Genomic DNA, 17,591 nt, shown 5'->3' with positions numbered 1-17,591 from the left:
GCTATCTCGTCCCCACTCCGCTGTCATGCCCCCGCGCAGGCGGGGGCATCCAGTACGCCGCGGCGGATGTGGTGAGTGCGTGCCCTCTAAGGAGAGCCTCTGGAATACTGGATCGTCCGCCTCCGCGGACGATGACAGCGTCATTTGAAGCTTGGCTGCTGCGCGAGCCGCGACTACCGCGGCAGATCCGTCTTCCCCATCAGGAACGTATCGATCGACCGGGCGCACAGCCGGCCCTCGCGGATCGCCCAGACCACCAGCGATTGGCCGCGGCGCATGTCGCCGGCGGTGAACACGTTCGGGCGCGAGGTCTGGTAGTCCAGCGTGTTAGCCTTGACGTTGCCGCGACCGTCGAGCTCGACCGCGAGCAGGTTCAAGAGGCCCTCGTGCACGGGATGCACAAAGCCCATCGCGAGCAGGACGAGCTCGGCATCGAGCACGAACTCCGTGCCGGCAATCGGTTTGAACTTGTCGTCGACGCGCACGCAGTGCAGCTTCTTGACCTTGCCGTTCTCGCCCGAGAACTTCTGCGTCAGCACGGCGTATTCGCGGATCGCGCCTTCGGCCTGGCTGGAAGAGGTGCGCATCTTCAGCGGCCAGTTCGGCCAGGTCAGGCCCTTGTTCTCGCGCTCGGGCGGGGCGGGCATGATCTCGAGCTGGGTCACCGAGAGCGCGCCCTGGCGCAGCGAGGTGCCGATGCAGTCAGATCCGGTGTCGCCGCCGCCGATGACGACGACGTGCTTGCCGCCGGCCAGGATCTCCTGGACGCCGCGGAGCGGCTCCTCGGAGACGCGGCGGTTCTGCTGCGGCAGGAAGTCCATCGCGTAGTGAATGCCTTCGAGATCGCGGCCGGGGATCGGCAGGTCGCGCGGAGCTTCGGCGCCGCCGGTCAGCGCGACAGCGTCGTACTCGTTGAGCATCTCGCGCGGATCGACATTGCCGTCGGCGCCGACATGGCTGTTGTAGTGGAAGGTGACGCCTTCGGCTTCCATCTGCTTGACGCGGCGGTCGATGATGCCCTTCTCCATCTTGAAGTCGGGGATGCCGTAGCGGAGCAGGCCGCCGGCCTTGGCGTACTTCTCGAACAGATGCACGTCGTGGCCGGCGCGGGCGAGCTGCTGCGCGCAGGCCATGCCGGCCGGACCCGAGCCGATCACGGCGACCTTCTTGCCAGTCTTGACGGTAGCCACTTCCGGCTTCACCCAGCCATTGTCCCAGGCGCGATCGACGATCGCGCATTCGATGGTCTTGATGGTGACGGGGTTGTCGTCGATGTTGAGCGTGCAGGAGGCTTCACACGGCGCCGGACAGATGCGCCCCGTGAACTCCGGGAAATTGTTGGTCGAGTGCAGGTTGCGCGAGGCTTCTTCCCAGTTGCCCTGGTAAACGAGATCGTTCCAATCCGGGATCTGGTTGTTGACCGGGCAGCCTGGCGTGCCGGGCGCGACCGAGCCTGTGCCGTGACAATAGGGAATGCCGCAGTTCATGCAGCGCGCGGCCTGGTCGCGCACCTCCTTCTCGGAGAGGGGAACGACGAACTCGTGAAAATGCTTCACGCGCTCGGCGACCGGGATGTACTTGCGGTCATGCCGTTCGATTTCAAGAAAACCGGTGATCTTGCCCATTAAACCCGTAGTCCCTGCCGCTTAGTCGTTTGTTCTCTCACTCCTCATCCTGAGGAGCGGCGCCCTTTCGCGCCGCGTCTCGAAGGATGAGGTCCCGGATGGTGGCCTCATGGTTCGAGACGGCGCTCCGCGCCTCCTCACCATGAGGTTATTCTCTACGCCCCGATTGCGATCTTCGGCTCGGCGTCAGCATTGGCGGCCATTTCGCGCAGCGCGCGCCGGTACTCGACCGGCATCACCTTGCGGAATTTAGGCAGCCATTCCTTCCAATTGGCAAGGATGTCGGCGGCGCGCTTGGAGCCGGTCGCTTTGGCATGGCGCGAGATCAGCACGTGCAGCCGCTCGACGTCGGAGGCGAGCAGGTTCTTGAACACGTCGACCCGGCCATGCGCCTCGAGGTCACCGGCGTGGTGATAGGTGCCGGCATTGATCAGCTCTTCCGACAGCACCGGCTCGAGCTCGACCATCGACAGATTGCACAGCCGGTCGAAATCGCCGGCCTCGTCCAGCACGTAGGCGATGCCGCCGGACATGCCCGCCGCGAAGTTGCGCCCGGTCTTGCCGAGCACGACCACGATGCCGCCGGTCATGTATTCGCAGCAATGATCGCCCGCGCCCTCGACCACCGCGACCGCACCCGAGTTGCGCACGGCAAAGCGCTCGCCGGCGATGCCGCGGAAGTAGCATTCGCCTTCGATCGCGCCGTACATCACGGTATTGCCGACGATGATGCTCTCTTCCGGCACGATCGCAGAGTTCCTCGGCGGCTTGACTATGATCTTGCCGCCCGAGAGGCCCTTGCCGACATAGTCGTTGGCCTCACCCTCGAGCTCGAAGGTGACGCCGTTGGCGAGCCAGGCGCCGAAGGCCTGTCCGGCAGTGCCCTTGAGGCTGACATGGATGGTGTCATGCGGCAGGCCGGCATGGCCGTAGATCTTGGCGACCGCACCCGACAGCATGGCGCCGGCGGAACGGTTGGTGCTGTTGATCGCGGCCTCGATCTTCACCGGCGCGCCGCGGTCAAGCGCAGGCGTCGCCTTCTCGATCAGCGTGCGGTCGAGCACGGCCTCCAGATGATGGTTCTGGCGCTCGGAATGATAGATCTTCTGGCCGTTCTCTTCCTTCTGCTTGACGAACAGCTTTGAGAAGTCGAGGCCCTTGGCCTTCCAGTGCGCGACCAGCTTGGTCTGGTCGAGCAGCTGCACCTGGCCGACCATTTCGTTGAAGGTGCGGAAGCCGAGCGAAGCCATGATCTCGCGGACTTCTTCCGCGACGAAGAAGAAGTAGTTGATCACGTGCTCGGGCTGGCCGGTAAAGCGCTTGCGCAGCACCGGATCCTGCGTCGCGACGCCGACCGGACAGGTGTTGAGGTGGCACTTGCGCATCATGATGCAGCCGGCCGCGATCAAGGGCGCGGTGGCGAAGCCGAACTCGTCGGCGCCCAGCAGCGCGCCGATCACGACGTCACGGCCGGTGCGGAAGCCGCCGTCGACCTGGACCACGATGCGGCTGCGCAGCCGCTCGCGCACCAGGGTCTGATGGGTCTCGGCGAGGCCGATCTCCCAGGGCGAGCCGGCGTGCTTGATCGACGTCAGCGGCGAGGCGCCAGTGCCGCCCTCGAAGCCCGCGATGGTGACATGGTCGGCGCGCGCCTTGGCGACGCCCGCGGCGACCGTGCCGACGCCGATCTCGGAGACGAGCTTGACCGAGACGTCGCCCGCCGGGTTGACGTTCTTGAGGTCGTAGATGAGCTGCGCCAGATCCTCGATCGAGTAGATGTCGTGGTGCGGCGGCGGCGAGATCAGGCCGACGCCCGGCGTCGAGTGCCGGACCCTGGCGATGGTCGCGTCGACCTTGTGACCGGGCAGCTGGCCGCCTTCGCCGGGCTTGGCGCCCTGTGCCATCTTGATCTGCATCATGTCGGAGTTGACGAGATACTCCGTGGTGACGCCGAAACGGCCCGAGGCGACCTGCTTGATCGCCGAGCGCATGGAATCGCCGTTCGGCATCGGCTTGAAGCGGTCGGCTTCCTCGCCGCCTTCACCGGTGTTCGACTTGCCGCCGATCCGGTTCATCGCGATCGCGAGCGTGGTATGGGCCTCGCGCGAGATCGAGCCGAAGCTCATCGCACCTGTTGCGAAACGCTTGACGATCTCCTTGGCCGGCTCGACCTGGTCGAGCGGCACCGGCTTGCGCTTCTCCTCCTCCGCGTTCTTGATCCGGAAGAGGCCGCGCAGCGTCAAAAGGCGCTCCGACTGCTCATTGAGGATTTTTGCGAAGGCGCGGTAGCGCTCCTGCGAATTGCCGCGGGCGGCGTGCTGGAGCAGCGACACTGACTCGGCGGTCCATGCATGGTCCTCGCCGCGGCTGCGATAGGCGTATTCGCCGCCGACGTCGAGCGCGGTCTTGTAGACCTGCGCCTCGCCGAACGCGTCGGCATGGCGGCGTACCGCTTCTTCGGCGATCTCGGAAAGACCGACGCCCTCGACGCGGGTGTGCGTGCCGGCGAAGAACTTTGCGACGAAGTCCGCCTTGAGGCCGACTGCGTCGAAAATCTGCGCGCCGCAATAGGACTGGTAGGTCGAGATGCCCATCTTGGACATCACCTTGAGCAGGCCCTTGCCGATCGACTTGATGTAGCGCTTGACGATCTCGTAGTCGTCGAGCGAGCCGGGCAGGCGGTCCTTCATCGCGATGATGGTCTCGAACGCGAGGTAAGGATTGATCGCTTCGGCGCCGTAGCCTGCAAGGCAGGCAAAGTGATGCACTTCGCGCGGCTCGCCGGATTCGACGACGAGGCCGACCGAGGTGCGCAAGCCGGTGCGGATCAGGTGGTGATGCACGGCGGCGCAGGCCAGCAGCGACGGGATCGGCACCCGGTCGGTGCCGACCATGCGGTCGGACAGGATGATGATGTTGACGCCCTCGCGCACCGCGCTCTCAGCGCGCGCGCAGAGCTCGTCGAGCACCTGATCCATGCCGGCCGCCCCGAGGCCAGCGTGGAATGTGGTGTCGAGCGTGCGCGACTTGAAGTGCGACTCGGCGACCTCGGAGATCGAGCGGATCTTTTCAAGGTCCGCGTCGGTCAGGATCGGCTGGCGCACTTCGAGGCGCTTGGTCGTGGCCATGCCTTGCAGATCGAACAGGTTCGGCCGGGGCCCGATGATTGAGACGAGGCTCATCACCAGCTCTTCGCGGATCGGGTCGATCGGCGGGTTGGTGACCTGCGCAAAGTTCTGCTTGAAGTAGGTGAACAGCGGCTTGGCCTTGTCCGACAGCGCCGAGATCGGCGTGTCGTTGCCCATCGAGCCCGCGGCTTCCTCGCCTGTGGCCGCCATCGGCGTCATCAGGATGGTGATGTCTTCCTGGCTGTAGCCGAACGCCTGCTGGCGATCGAGCAGCGACAGGTTGGAGCGCACGCCGGTGGTCGGCACCTTCGGCAACTCCTCCAGCACGATCTGGGTCCGCTCCAGCCACTCCTTGTAGGGATGGCTCTTGGCAAGCTCGGCCTTGATCTCGTCGTCGGGAATCAAGCGGCCCTGTTCGAGGTCGACCAGCAGCATCTTGCCCGGCTGCAAGCGCCACTTGGTGATGATCTGGTCCTCGGGGATCGTCAGCACGCCCATCTCGGACGCCATCACGATGCGGTCGTCTTTGGTCACCAGATAGCGCGCCGGCCGCAATCCGTTGCGGTCGAGCGTGGCGCCGATCTGGCGGCCGTCGGTGAAGGCGATCGCGGCGGGGCCATCCCACGGCTCCATCAGCGCGGCGTGATATTCGTAGAAGGCGCGGCGCTTCTCATCCATCAAGGGATTGCCGGCCCACGCCTCCGGAATCATCATCATGACGGCGTGCGGCAGTGAGTAGCCGCCCTGCACCAGAAATTCGAGCGCGTTGTCGAAGCAGGCGGTGTCCGACTGTCCCTCATAGGAGATCGGCCAGAGCCGGTTGATGTCCTTGCCGTAGAGCTCGGAGCTCACCGAGGCCTGGCGCGCCGCCATCCAGTTGACGTTGCCGCGCAGCGTGTTGATCTCGCCGTTATGCGCGATCATGCGATAGGGATGCGCCAGCGACCAGGCCGGGAAGGTGTTGGTCGAGAAGCGCTGGTGAACGAGTGCCAGCGCGCTCTCGAAGTCCTTCTCGTGCAAATCGGGATAGTACTTGCCGAGCTGGTCGGCGAGGAACATGCCCTTGTAGATCACAGTGCGGCAGGACATCGAGCAGGGGTAATAGCCCGCAAGTCCGCGGTCGCGGCGCTGGTAGATCGCCTGCGAGATCGACTTGCGCAGGATGTAGAGCCGGCGCTCGAATTCGTCCTCGGTCTTGGCGGTGCCGTTGCGGCCGATGAACACCTGCATGCAGGCCGGCTCGGTCGGCTTCACGGTGATGCCTAGCGAGGAATTGTCGGTCGGCACGTCGCGCCAGCCGAGCAGCGTCAGGCCCTCTTCCTTGATTTGGTCGGCGATGATGCTCTTGATGACGTTGCGCCAGGCGGTGTCGCGCGGCATGAACAGCGCGCCGATGGCATATTCGCCCGGATTCGGCAGCGCGAAGCCGAGCTCCTTCGCCTTGCGGCTGAAGAAGGCGTGCGGGATCTGCACCAGGATGCCGGCACCGTCACCGGCGCGCGGATCGGCGCCGACGGCGCCGCGATGCTCGAGGTTGCAGAGGATGCTCAGCGCGTCCGCGACGATCTCGTGCGACTTCTTGCCCTTGATGTTGGCGATGAAGCCGACGCCGCAGGAGTCCTTCTCCAGGCTCGGATCGTACAGGCCTTCGGCTTCAGGGCGCGAATTGTGTTCCTGAATCGGATCGGTCGTTTTCGAGGCGACCGTCGCCGACAGCTGTTCTGCCACGATGTTTGCGCGCCCGAATTGCGACCCGTTCATTGTCCTGTCCTCTCCATGCGGCAAGCTGCCTCACCGCCATCTTCGGCGCACCTTGGGCGTTCCGCGGCACCCGCCTCTGGGTCACCGCTCGTCCGCTAGCGAGCCGCATTTTCTTAAATTCAGGCCTAGGCGTTCTTCGTCCCCGAGAACGGCTTTGCCTGGTACCTTCCCGGCGCTCGAGAGCACCGCTTTCGCTGCAATCCCCATGCCGGGGACCGCAAGCAAAATTGAGACAGCTTTCCTGTCCTAACCATCACCTTGCCAAATTTTTGTCTAGCACACAAGCGCGCACAAGTCCCGATTCCCGAGGTGTCAATTCCCGCTTTCCGTAGGCCGGCAGCCCCGGTTTTGAAGCAAACGTGCCCCGATCCGGCCCCGCGGGCGCCGAAATCCCGAATGAAGCTTCGGATCAACCCTTCGGAAGGCGCGCCACGCCGCGCGAAGCGAAAGAGGGCCGCCGTCGGGGGGCCTGACAGGAGCGTCTCGACCATGAAGTTTTTCACAGGATGTGTGGCTGCCGCCGCGCTGGCGCTGGCCGCAAGTGCGGGGCATGCGCAGGCTCCTCCGAACGGTATCGGGAGAGGGGGCGTTATCGCAGTGTCGGATTTCGACGGACCCTATGCGCCGCCGGAGGCCGCGCCGCCACCGCCGCCGCGTTACGGCTATGGCTACGGCTCCGAGGGGCGCGGTCCGGCCCCGGTGCTGCTGCCGTCGACCGAGGTCTATGCGGTGCTGCGCGAAAACGGCTTCTCGCCGCTCGGCATCCCGCGCCTGCGCGGCAGCGTCTACACCATCGCAGTGATCGACCATCGCGGCGACGATGGCCGGCTGGTGATCGACGCCCGCGACGGACGGATCATCCGCTTCATGCGCGCCAGTGACGCCTACGGCATGGCGCCCGCCTATGACGAGCACGCGGTCGCGCCTTACGGCCCGCAAAGCGCGCTCCCGCCGCCGACGGTGATCCGCAGCGGCCCGCCGCGCCCGCCGGCTTCGATTCCGCATGTCGCCAGCCGCACGGTGCCGATGCCCAAGGCTGCCCCGCGGCGCGGGGCGACGCCGGTGGCCGCGGCGAAGCCGGCCGAACCCGCGCGGCAGGAGGCTCAGGCGCCGCCGCCGGTACAGGCACGGCCCGCGCAGCAGACCACTGCCGTGGCCGCAAAGCCTGCCGAGGCCGCTCCGCAGGCGGCCCCGCCAACCGTCGCTCAGGCCAAGCCGGCGCCGGCGATCATGCCGACCCAGGAGATGCCGGCCGCACAGGGCCTGGATTAGCGAGCTGCTGCTTGACGCGACGGCCCGTCTTAAATTCCTCGGTGTCGTCCTGGCTTTCACCAGGACGCTGCGGAGAGATGTGGGCAAAAATGAAAGGCGCCCGACAATCTCGGGCGCCTTTGCATCAGGCCATCGTTCCTCAGCTATGCCCATACCCCGCCGCGTTCAGGATCAGCTTCGCCACTTCCCTCGGATGCGACACCAGCGAGAGGTGGCCGGCATCGAGCTCGATCGTGGTGGCGTTCATGCGCTTGGCGAGGAAACGTTCGAGATCGGGATTGATGGTGTAGTCGTTCTTCGACACCGCGTACCAGGCCGGCTTGCTGTGCCATGCAGCTTCCGTGGTGCGGCCGGCGAAGATTGAGGCTGCGGTTGGCCATTGCACCGCGTAGAGCTCCTTGGCCTGCTCCGACTTCACGCCATTGGCGAAATATTTCAGGAAGGCGTCTTCCGAGAGTTTTGTGTAGCCGTCGCGCTCGACAATGCCTGCGCGGGCAGGTCCCGCCGGAAACTGCTTGGACAGCGCGACGAAATCCTCGTTCGCGTCGGGAGCACGTGCAGCGACATAGACGAGGCCGGTGACCTTCGGGTCAGTGCCGACCTGGCTGATCACGGTGCCGCCCCAGGAATGCGCGACCAGCACGGTCGGTCCGTCCTGTTCAGCCAGTACGCGCTTGGTCGCGTCGACCGAGTCCGCAAGCGACGACAGCGGATTCTGCACGGCGGTCACGTGCAGGCCTGCGGCCTGGAGGATCGGGATCACCTCCGACCAGCTCGAGCCGTCGGCCCAGGCGCCGTGCACCAGCACGACGTTGTTGGCTTTCACTGTTTGCGGTGTCTGCGCGTCGGCAAGGCGGATGGGGGCCGCTAAAAGGCTCGCGGCGACGAAAAGGCTGCGCCAGAGTGTCATGATCGTTTTCCGTCTCGTTTTGGTTTCGATGACCATAGGACGGAGGGAGGGGTGGCCGCGTTACGCGACTTCACTGCTCTGTGATGCGGTGCAATAGCGGCACAGAAACGGTGTCGTGGCGAAGGCCAGAACCCATACCGCGAGGTCTATCGGCCGAAGTGAGGTGTTCGTGCCGGAGGCGAGTCTTCGCCAATCGTCTCGCTGGGGTGTGGGTCGTCGCCTTCGCCAGAACGACGGCGGGAGGCGCGATCACGAACGAAAAAAACGCCCCGGGGCACCGGGGCGTTCTCGCAACTTGGAAGTGACGTGCCTTTACGCGGCGGCTTGCGCGGAGCTCTCGATCACCTGCGCCTTCGGGGCGCTGGTGTTGATCGCGATCTGGCGCGGCTTCTTGGCCTCGGGAATCTCGCGTACGAGGTCGACGTGAAGCAGGCCATTCTCGAGCGAGGCGTCCTTCACCTGCACGAAGTCGGCAAGCTGGAAGGCGCGCTCGAAGGCACGCGCGGCGATGCCGCGGTAGAGCACTTCGGATTGCGAGTTCTCGTTGGCGACTTTCTCGCCCTTGATCGTCAGCGTGTTTTCCTTCGCGACGATGGAGAGCTCATCCTTGGCGAAGCCAGAGACCGCAACGGTGATGCGGTAGGCGTTCTCGCCGGTGCGCTCGATGTTGTAGGGGGGATAACCGGGGCTGCCGTCCGATGTTGCCTGGTCGAGCAGGCTGAAGAGGCGGTCGAAGCCGACGGTGGAACGATAGAACGGGGTGAGATCATAGCTACGCATGGTCAAGTCCTCCATAGAGCGACTGTTGGGTAACCCGCCCGCCAATCGGGCCGGGCTTTCGTCTGTGTGCAGCCTGATGTTCCGGTTCCGAAACACTGGTAGCGGCCTGCACGAAAATGATATGGGTGGAACGAGACGGCGTTCAAGAGGGCGGCATTTGCGCCTTTTCGGCGCTTTAGCCCCTTGATTTGCAGTACTTCCCGCCTATGACGCTGGTCTCGATCCCGTCCAATCCCGTCCCCGAAAACGTCGTCAGCGGCACCATCAAGACCCCCGATGGCGCCGAGTTGCGCTTTGCGCGCTGGGCGCCGCCGGCGGGCCGCAAGGGCACGGTCTGCGTCTTCACCGGGCGCAGCGAGCAGATCGAGAAATATTTCGAGACGGTCCGGGATTTGCGCGACCGCGGCTTTGCGGTGGCGATGATCGACTGGCGCGGACAGGGCCATTCCTCGCGCCGCCTGCGCGATCCGCGCAAGGGCTATGTGCGCGACTTCGCCGATTTCGAGGTGGACGTCGAGACCTTCGTGCAGCAGGTGGTGTTGCCGGATTGCCCGCCGCCGTTCTTTGCGCTCGCCCATTCCATGGGCGGCACGGTGCTGCTGCGGGTCGCGCATGCCGGCAAGCGCTGGTTCGACCGCATGGTGCTGTCGGCGCCGATGATCGACCTGCCTGGCCGCACCACGTCGTTTCCGGCCCGCGCGCTCATAAAGACGATGCGCCTGTTCGGGCAGGGCAGCCGTTATGTCCCCGGCGGCAGCAGCCGCATCACCGGGCTCGATCCCTTCATCAACAATCCCTTGACCAGCGATCCCGTGCGCTATGCGCGCAATGTCGCGATCCTGGAGGAGGATCCGACGCTGGGGCTGGCGTCCCCGACGGTGGCCTGGGCCGACGCTGCCTTCAGCGCGATGCAAACCTTCAAGCGCGTGAAATATCCGTCAGAGATCCGCCAGCCAATCCTGATGCTGGCGGCCTCCAGCGACACCGTGGTCTCCACCGCTGCGATCGAGGAGTTCGCCTATCATTTGCGCGCCGGCTCGCATCTCGTCATCGCGGGCTCGAAGCACGAGATACTCCAGGAGCAGGACCGTTACCGCTCCCAGTTCTGGGCCGCCTTCGACGCCTTCGTGCCGGGCACGCCGCTGTTCAAGTGAGAGCCCTGGTTCCGCAAGAGTGGTGTGGACCTGCAGAGAATCCTCATCCTCCGTTATTGCGAGGAGCTCTTGCGACGAAGCAAATGGCGGTGCTCACAGCGTCTTCAAATACTCGATCAAATCGTAGCGCTCGGCATCGTCCTTGAACGCGCGGCCGATGACGCCGGGGCGCTTCGGATCGCCTTCCTTGCGCTCGAAGGAATGGCCGAGCACGCTGTTGCCCTGGATCGGCTTGCCGTCCGATCCCGTCGCAGAGAATTCCGTTTCGCCGGTCTTGCAACGCTCGTTGTCGGTGACTGCAAAACCGACGGTCTCGGGATCATAGTCGCGGCGGCCCATGCAGAATTTTTGCGGGCGCTCGCCCGCCGGCTTCAGCAACCAATACAGTGAAGGTACCGAACCGTTGTGCAGGTAAGGTGCGGTGGCCCAGATGCCGTTCAGTGGCCGCGCGCGATAGCGCGGATCAGGCGCGGGATTGAGACAGTTCTTGCGCGCGAGATTCCATAATTTCGCCCGCTCGGCCTCCGGCATCTTCTCGTCGTCCATCCATTTGCGGGCGACGAGATCGACCACCGTCATCAGGCCGAGCGCATAGATCATCTCGTTGGGCGAGGTGCTTGCGGTCGGGATGTCGCATTGCCACCATTTCTGGAGATCGGCCGTGTTCACCTTCAGGAAGCCGGGCACATCGACGGTCCTCTTGCTGAGGACAAGGGACTGTTCGGGATCCGTCTTGATCTCGTCGAGGGGGATCGTCACCGCGTTCAGGACCTTGCTGTCGCCGCTCGGCTCCCAATGCTTCGATGACCAGAAGGCCGGGCTGTCGACGGCGGGCAGATGGCATCCGGAGCACATCTCGGTGTAGATCGCACGGCCGCGTTCGACGCGATCAGGCTTCAGCCTCCAGGCATCGCCGAGGATCTGCGAGGGCCATTTCGGCGCGAGCAGGCCGCCGAACTTCGGACCGGAGGAAGGATCGGCGGCCTTGAACGGATCGGGGCCTCTCAGCAAGTCCTCGATCCAGCCGAGTGTCGTGATGTTCACCGAGGAGCGCCACAGCCTGTCCTCTGGATAGGCATCGGACAGGTTAAGCAGGGCCGTCACGCCGAGGGCTTCGCCGGCGTTGCGGATCAGCGGCTGCTCGATCGAGGCGTCGTACTGGGCGAACTTGAACCACGGCACGGTCCAGATCGCGGGGTAGCTGACCGGCGCGTCCTGGGCGTGCAGGTTCTTCTCGAATCCCTTGACGCCGCTCAGAGCGAGATCTTGCGAAAAGACCTGATTGCCGATGCGGTTGAGGGCATCGAGCCGGCCGAACCCTTCCTCGGTATCCTTCTGCTGCTTGCCGTCCCAGGTTGTCTTGCCTTCGATCGTTTGTTGCTGGGTTTTTGCCCAATCGATCAGGAAGGTGCCGATCGTGCTGAGCTTCTGCTTGAGCGCGGCGCGGTCCGTCTTGCTGGCCTCAGCGCCGAGCACGCGATCGGCGAAGCGTTGAAAGCGGAACGGAACGTGCAGCGTGTAGGCGATCGACAGGCCGGTCGCGAGCTCGAGCTTCTTCAGGTCGGTCATCGCCGGACCGCCGTCGAAGCGGACGTCGACGTCCTGATAATGGATCTGGCCGGTATGACAGGCCGCGCAGGTCAGCCCGATCTTATCCTCTTCGCGGCGGCCCGTCGCGGGATCGACGACACCGGTCATCCGCGCGAAGCCAACCGGCAGGCCGTCGACGTTCTCCGTCGGCGTCCATCTCGTCGACCAGTCCGACACCGGCGTCGTTTCGTAGACATTGGCGTAGCCGAACCGGCGCAGCGTCGCCGTGTCGGTCAGGATCGACTGCGGGCTCGGGATGAAGCCGAAGCGCTCGAGATAGGCGCTGTCCTTCATCATGCCCGGCTTCGAGAACAGATGAAGGCGCGGCTGCTCCAGCGCCACGAACCACTCATAGGGCACCGGGAAGGTCGCAGTGCCTTGGCTGGCATGGTGGAACCAGTGCCGGTCCTTCAACGACCAGTTTTGCTCAAGCCAATAGGCCGCTTTCGTCTCCGGCAGCTGCGGCAACGGTGGCGGCAGAAGATTCACGAGAATGCCCTTCTGCGGCAGCAAGGCGCGGACCTGGTTGGGGAATTCGGCGACCGCGACGAGGGCGAGGAGACCGAGACCGATCACGACCGCTGTGAGCGCGACCGTCCAACGAAAGCCGAGCTGGCAGGCCGACAGCAGCGGCTGCGACACGATCCGCTGGTTGATACGGTCCGGGAATTTGCGCTGCTCGAACAGCGTGCGCACGTCGGCCACGCTGAGATAACGCTCCTCGCCCTTCTTACCCTTGCCCATGATCTTCAGGAGGATGGGCCATTCGAACTTCATCAGCAGCGGGTCGTACCAGCGTGCGGCGCTGCCGGCGCGCTGAAGGTTGTCGTGCATGAAGGTCTTGATTTCGACGGCGTTGAGGCCAACCTCGCCGATGCCGGTGTTGGGATCGGTGTAGGTCCGGCCGAAGCTCGCGAGCCGCGCGATCTCGTCCTCGTTGACCTTGCCGTCAACGCCGAGGATGCGCGAGCCGGCGCCGCGCTTGTCGAGCGGACCGCCGCGCAACGCGTCGAGCTGCGGGCCCGACCAGATGGTCTTCAGGATGTGACTGATACCGTTGGCGATGAGCGCAACGCCGCGAACCTGGATGCGGGCCGATATCTTCTTCACCCCCGTCTCGCCGCTCGCATTCGCAATGGTCTGCGATAGCGTGTTGAGCGGGACGGTCTCGCCGTCGATGAAGCCTTCGCCGACGAGGCCGCGAAGGAACGGACAGGGATTATTTGGCGAAACCTGGATCGAAGGGTCAAAGGGCGGCTTCGAAGCGGCGTGATGCATGGCCCAAATCCGAATCGTGAAAAAGCAGGCGCGCCGTTAGAGCGCGAAAGTTTTAACAAACCGACAGCACGATATACGACTTCAGCGTGTGACGAAGTGTGGCGGATTTCACTGTCCTGGAAACAAGAGCAGACGTGAGGCTGCCAATGGACTGCAATGGACCCGTGGCCCTGTCAGGACTCGGCGGCGCGCTTGAGGTCGCTCTGCACCAGGGTCAGCTTGCCGAGCGGCACGCCAGCCTTCAGCAGACCCTCGCGGTAATGGGCGATGTCCTCAGGCCGCTTCCAGTGGAAGTTGCGCAAGTGCCTGTCGACATTCAGGGTTGGATAGTTTGCCATCAGCACGCCGACGGCCTCGTTCGCCTCGCCGCTCCGTCCCATTTGGGCCAACGCCGCGGCGCGGATCGCCAGTGCCTGCATGTGGTTCGGGTTGATGTAGAGCTGCTCGCGCGCCCATGACAGGGTCGCATCATATTGGCGCAACAGATAGTGACTGAAGGCGTTCAGCGCCGCCCATTGGTAGCGCGGGTCGCTGTTGTCGCGCTGCGCCGCCATCGAGAACAGCTCGATCGCCTCGCGGTGTTCGCCGATGACGAAATGGCAGATGCCGAGCACGCCCCGCGCGCCGTTGTCGTAGGGGTTGAGTGCGACCGCGCGCTTGGCGGCGTCCATCGCGGCGTCGTAATGCCCCTCCATGGCGTGGGCCCAGGACAGGATCGAGAACGCGAAGGAGGAGCGCGGGTCCAGCCGGACGCTGGTCTCGGCGAGGTCCATCGCCTCGGCCCACATCTCGCGCGTGCCCTTGACCCAGCCGAACTGGATGCTCTGGATCTGGATCGTGCCGAGATAGGCATGCGCGATCGACAGTTTGGGGTCGAGCCTGATGGCCTCGCGGAACAGCTCGACCGCGACGGCCAAATCCTCCTTGGTCTGCCGGTAGTAGTGCGACAATCCCTTGAGAAAGCGGTCCCAGGCGCTCACGTCAGTCGACAGCCGCGCCGGCGCCGAGGCTTCGGCGCGGACGATCTCGGTGGCGATGGCGGCGGACAGGTTGGTGGTGATCTCGTCCTGCATCGCGAACAGGTCGCCAATGTCGCGGTCGTAGCGGCCGGTCCAGAGCTGCTCGCCGCTCTCCGGCGCGATCAGCTCGGCGGTGACGCGGATCTTGGCACCGGCACGCCGCACCGAGCCCTGGATCAGATAGGTGGCATCGATCTCGCGCGCGATCAGCCGCGTGCTGGTGTTCTTGCCCTTGAAGGCGAAAGTCGAGTTGCGGCTCAGCACGCGGTAGAAGGATTGCAGCGACAGCGCGTGGATCAAATCCTCAGTGAGCCCGTCGGAGAAATATTCGTCCTGGGCATCGCTGAGATTGGCGAAGGGCAGTACGCCGACGATCGCGGTGCGGTACTGCTGCGAAAGGGCGGAGGCCTCCCTCAGCTCGGGCGCGAGCGGCGGCGCGCCCTCGGGCGTCCAGGTCCAGACTCCGACCGCATCCTTGATGTTCTTGAATCGATGGTTGCCGGCGTCGGTGAGCGGCACGGTGAGATGCTTGCTCGCCTCGCGATAGGCCTTCGCCGAGATGGCGAAGCCGCCGGGGCTCGCCACCGATTCCAGGCGGACGGCAATGTTGACGTCGTCACCGAACACTTCGTCCTCGTCGGCGATGACGTCGCCCATGTGGATGCCGAGCCGGAACTGCATGGCGCGGTCGGCGGGCAGATGATGGTTCCGCTCCGCCATCAGCGTCTGCATCGCAATCGCCGCCTCGGTGGCGCCGACGATCGAGGGAAACTCGAGTAGGAAGCCGTCGCCGGTGTTCTTCACGACACGGCCGCCGTGATTGAGGATGATGGGGTGGATCGCGCTGCGATGGGCCTTGAAGGCAGCATGGGTGCCGGCCTCGTCGCTGCCCATCATGCGCGAATAGCCGGCGACATCGGCGCAGACAATGGCGGCCAGACGTCTTTCCATACCCCAGGAGCTCCAAAGGACCTGCGATCGGCCACGGCGTGGCAGTCGCCCCGAATCCCGCATTTCAAGAACCCTGCCTTTATAAAGCAGATAGGGCCGCGCGAAAGTATGATCCGCATTGCAAATTCGAGTTAATTCCCACGCAATTGCGGCAGTGGACGGGGAGGGGCGAACCGATTAAGCCGCTTCAGGGCCGACGGGGGGCATCACATGCTGGGCATTCACGAGATCTGGCTCTTCATCCTGTCGGGCGTGCTGCTCAACGTCACGCCGGGCCCTGATACCGTCTATGTCATCGGCCGCAGCATGCAGATGGGCTGGCGGGGCGGCGCCGCCGCCGCGCTGGGCATCAGTTGCGGCTGCTTTTTCCATGTCGCGGGCGCCTCGATCGGCCTTTCGGCCCTGCTGATGGCCTCATCGACTGCGTTCTCGATCCTGAAGTTGGTCGGCGCGGCCTATCTGGTCGTCACAGGACTTCAGATGCTGTGGTCGCGCCCGGCGCTGGCGGCGGTCAGGGACGAAGGCGAACGGAGCTCGCTGCGGCGGGTCTTCCTCCAGGGCGTCTTCACCAACGCGCTCAACCCCAAGGTCGCGCTGTTCTTCCTCGCCTTCCTGCCGCAATTCGTCGCAGCCGATTCACCGCACAAGCCGCTCGCCTTCCTGACCCTCGGCTTGGTCTTCATCTGCACGGGGACGCTGTGGTGCCTGGTGCTGGCGGCCTTTGCGGCAAGGGCGGCCCATCGCTTGCGGAGCTCCGAGGGCGCGATCGCCTGGGTCAACCGCGCGCTCGGCGGCCTCTTCATCTATCTCGGCATCCGCGTCGCCATGCTGGAGACGCGGTGACTCGTTCGAACGAATGGCTGAAGCATCGCGCGGTTCGCTCGATCGAAGCCGCGCTCGGGAGGTTTTGATGATTCGTGGTAGCTGTCTGTGCGGCGCCGTGCGGTTCGAGATCGATCAGGTACGTTGGCTGACACATTGCCATTGTGCCAATTGCCGCAAGCTGACCGGCGCGGCATTCGCCACCTACGCCCATGTCGACGCCGACAAATTTCGCTTTGTTGCAGGCGAGGAGCTAACGGTGGCTTATGAATCCTCGCCGGGAAGTTTCCGCCATCGGTGCAGGACCTGCGGCTGCCTGACGCCGGGCAAGGCGAGCTATCTCCCGACAGTCAGCATTCCCGCTGGTCTGCTTGATGACGACCCGGAAGTCCGGCCTCGCCTCCACGTTTTCACCTCGTCGCGCGCGCCGTGGTGGACGATCCAGGACGATCTGCCTCAGCACGAAAAATGGGTGCCGGGTTACGCACCCGAGGCGTAAGTCTGTTCGAGTAAAGATGGCGCAGGCCTTCAGGCGAACTCCTTCGCCAGCGCGCTGCCGGCAAGATAGAGGCCGAGCAGGATCATCGCGATCAGGAACCAGCGGCGGAACGCTTCCGCCGGCATCCGCGCCCGTACCGACTGGCCGATGAACATGCCGGCAAAGGCCATGGCGAGTCCCACGGCGCCAGGCACGGCATTGGCGGGCGTCAGTAATCCGACGGCAGTCAGGTTGAAGGCGAGCGCCAGCGTCGCCGTGGTGAAGAACACGCCGAGCGCCTGCACCAGTTCGTCCTTCTCCATGCCGATCGCCTGCATGAACGGCATCGAGGGGATCACCTGCACGCCGGTCGAGGCCGAGATCACGCCGGTGACGACACCGACCACGCCGCCGACCCATTTCTCGTTCTCAGGCGCGACGCGGACCTGGAATTTGTTCAGGCCGATCACCGCGTAGATGACCAGCAGGGCGCCGAGCACGATCGTGCCGTAGCGCGCATGCGGGCCGGTCAACGCGCCCGCGTTGAGCCAGCATCCAATCACGGTGCCGATCATCAGCGGCCACAGCCGCCTCAGAATGTCGCGCAAATGAGGGCCGACGAAAGTCTGCCAGATGTTGGTGATAATCGCGGGCACGATGACGATGGCGATCGCGCGGCTCGGCGCCATGCTCACCGCGAGCAGGCCCATGGACACCGTCGGCAGGCCGAGCCCGACGACGCCCTTGACGAACCCGGCGATCAGGAACACAGCGGCGACGGCAATGAGAAGGGGGTCGAACATAGCCGCACATTGACCGAAGC

The 17,591-nt window shown here is 64.7% G+C and carries 11 protein-coding genes; 4 read left to right on the top strand and 7 right to left on the bottom strand.

Translation table 11 applies throughout. The annotated features are described in order from the left end of the window. Positions 1–173: 173 nt before the first annotated feature. Complete coding sequence (locus IVB01_RS34715; protein WP_247277691.1) at positions 174–1,625, bottom strand: glutamate synthase subunit beta; 1,452 nt, start codon at positions 1,623–1,625, stop codon at positions 174–176. A gap of 155 nt (positions 1,626–1,780) precedes the next feature. Continuing rightward, positions 1,781–6,514 (bottom strand): glutamate synthase large subunit, encoded by a 4,734-nt coding sequence (gene gltB / locus IVB01_RS34710; protein WP_247277690.1) that lies wholly within the window; start codon positions 6,512–6,514, stop codon positions 1,781–1,783. 489 nt (positions 6,515–7,003) lie between these two features. Between gltB and IVB01_RS34705 the strand changes: the two genes are divergently transcribed. Then, positions 7,004–7,786, top strand: a complete 783-nt coding sequence (locus IVB01_RS34705; protein ID WP_247277689.1) for a hypothetical protein — start codon at positions 7,004–7,006, stop codon at positions 7,784–7,786. A gap of 139 nt (positions 7,787–7,925) precedes the next feature. Here the strand turns inward: IVB01_RS34705 and IVB01_RS34700 are convergent, their stop codons facing one another. Beyond that, positions 7,926–8,696, bottom strand: coding sequence for an alpha/beta hydrolase (locus tag IVB01_RS34700; RefSeq protein WP_247277688.1), 771 nt, complete (start codon positions 8,694–8,696; stop codon positions 7,926–7,928). A gap of 312 nt (positions 8,697–9,008) precedes the next feature. Next, positions 9,009–9,476 (bottom strand): Hsp20 family protein, encoded by a 468-nt coding sequence (locus IVB01_RS34695; RefSeq protein WP_247277687.1) that lies wholly within the window; start codon positions 9,474–9,476, stop codon positions 9,009–9,011. A gap of 206 nt (positions 9,477–9,682) precedes the next feature. Between IVB01_RS34695 and IVB01_RS34690 the strand changes: the two genes are divergently transcribed. Continuing rightward, on the top strand, positions 9,683–10,630 hold the full coding sequence (locus IVB01_RS34690; RefSeq protein WP_247277686.1) for an alpha/beta hydrolase: 948 nt from the start codon (positions 9,683–9,685) through the stop codon (positions 10,628–10,630). A 93-nt stretch (positions 10,631–10,723) separates the two neighbouring features. On the opposite strand, the gene IVB01_RS34685 is transcribed toward IVB01_RS34690, so the two are convergent. Beyond that, positions 10,724–13,498 (bottom strand): di-heme-cytochrome C peroxidase, encoded by a 2,775-nt coding sequence (locus tag IVB01_RS34685; RefSeq protein WP_247277685.1) that lies wholly within the window; start codon positions 13,496–13,498, stop codon positions 10,724–10,726. A 173-nt stretch (positions 13,499–13,671) separates the two neighbouring features. Further along, positions 13,672–15,468, bottom strand: coding sequence for a tetratricopeptide repeat protein (locus IVB01_RS34680; RefSeq protein ID WP_247277684.1), 1,797 nt, complete (start codon positions 15,466–15,468; stop codon positions 13,672–13,674). Between the two features lie 210 nt (positions 15,469–15,678). On the opposite strand from IVB01_RS34680, the gene IVB01_RS34675 reads away from it, so the two are divergent. Then, complete coding sequence (locus IVB01_RS34675; RefSeq protein ID WP_247417116.1) at positions 15,679–16,311, top strand: LysE family translocator; 633 nt, start codon at positions 15,679–15,681, stop codon at positions 16,309–16,311. 13 nt (positions 16,312–16,324) lie between these two features. Next, positions 16,325–16,789, top strand: coding sequence for a GFA family protein (locus IVB01_RS34670; protein WP_247277682.1), 465 nt, complete (start codon positions 16,325–16,327; stop codon positions 16,787–16,789). 29 nt (positions 16,790–16,818) lie between these two features. On the opposite strand, the gene IVB01_RS34665 is transcribed toward IVB01_RS34670, so the two are convergent. Then, complete coding sequence (locus tag IVB01_RS34665; RefSeq protein WP_247277681.1) at positions 16,819–17,571, bottom strand: sulfite exporter TauE/SafE family protein; 753 nt, start codon at positions 17,569–17,571, stop codon at positions 16,819–16,821. Positions 17,572–17,591 lie beyond the last annotated feature (20 nt).

Origin of the sequence: Bradyrhizobium sp. 164, assembly GCF_023073715.1 — a bacterium.
GTDB lineage: Bacteria > Pseudomonadota > Alphaproteobacteria > Rhizobiales > Xanthobacteraceae > Bradyrhizobium.
The sequence above is the reverse complement of the archived record's forward strand: the minus strand, read 5'-3'. Positions and strand labels throughout refer to the sequence as shown.

Coding starts and splice junctions, on each gene's coding strand:
- IVB01_RS34700 (WP_247277688.1), bottom strand. CDS start 8,696: ATGACACTCTGGCGCAGCCTTTTCGTCGCCGCGAGCCTTTTAGCGGCC.
- IVB01_RS34685 (WP_247277685.1), bottom strand. CDS start 13,498: ATGCATCACGCCGCTTCGAAGCCGCCCTTTGACCCTTCGATCCAGGTT.
- IVB01_RS34665 (WP_247277681.1), bottom strand. CDS start 17,571: ATGTTCGACCCCCTTCTCATTGCCGTCGCCGCTGTGTTCCTGATCGCC.
- IVB01_RS34670 (WP_247277682.1), top strand. CDS start 16,325: ATGGCTGAAGCATCGCGCGGTTCGCTCGATCGAAGCCGCGCTCGGGAG.
- IVB01_RS34690 (WP_247277686.1), top strand. CDS start 9,683: ATGACGCTGGTCTCGATCCCGTCCAATCCCGTCCCCGAAAACGTCGTC.
- IVB01_RS34715 (WP_247277691.1), bottom strand. CDS start 1,625: ATGGGCAAGATCACCGGTTTTCTTGAAATCGAACGGCATGACCGCAAG.
- gltB (WP_247277690.1), bottom strand. CDS start 6,514: ATGAACGGGTCGCAATTCGGGCGCGCAAACATCGTGGCAGAACAGCTG.
- IVB01_RS34705 (WP_247277689.1), top strand. CDS start 7,004: ATGAAGTTTTTCACAGGATGTGTGGCTGCCGCCGCGCTGGCGCTGGCC.
- IVB01_RS34680 (WP_247277684.1), bottom strand. CDS start 15,468: ATGGAAAGACGTCTGGCCGCCATTGTCTGCGCCGATGTCGCCGGCTAT.
- IVB01_RS34695 (WP_247277687.1), bottom strand. CDS start 9,476: ATGCGTAGCTATGATCTCACCCCGTTCTATCGTTCCACCGTCGGCTTC.
- IVB01_RS34675 (WP_247417116.1), top strand. CDS start 15,679: ATGCTGGGCATTCACGAGATCTGGCTCTTCATCCTGTCGGGCGTGCTG.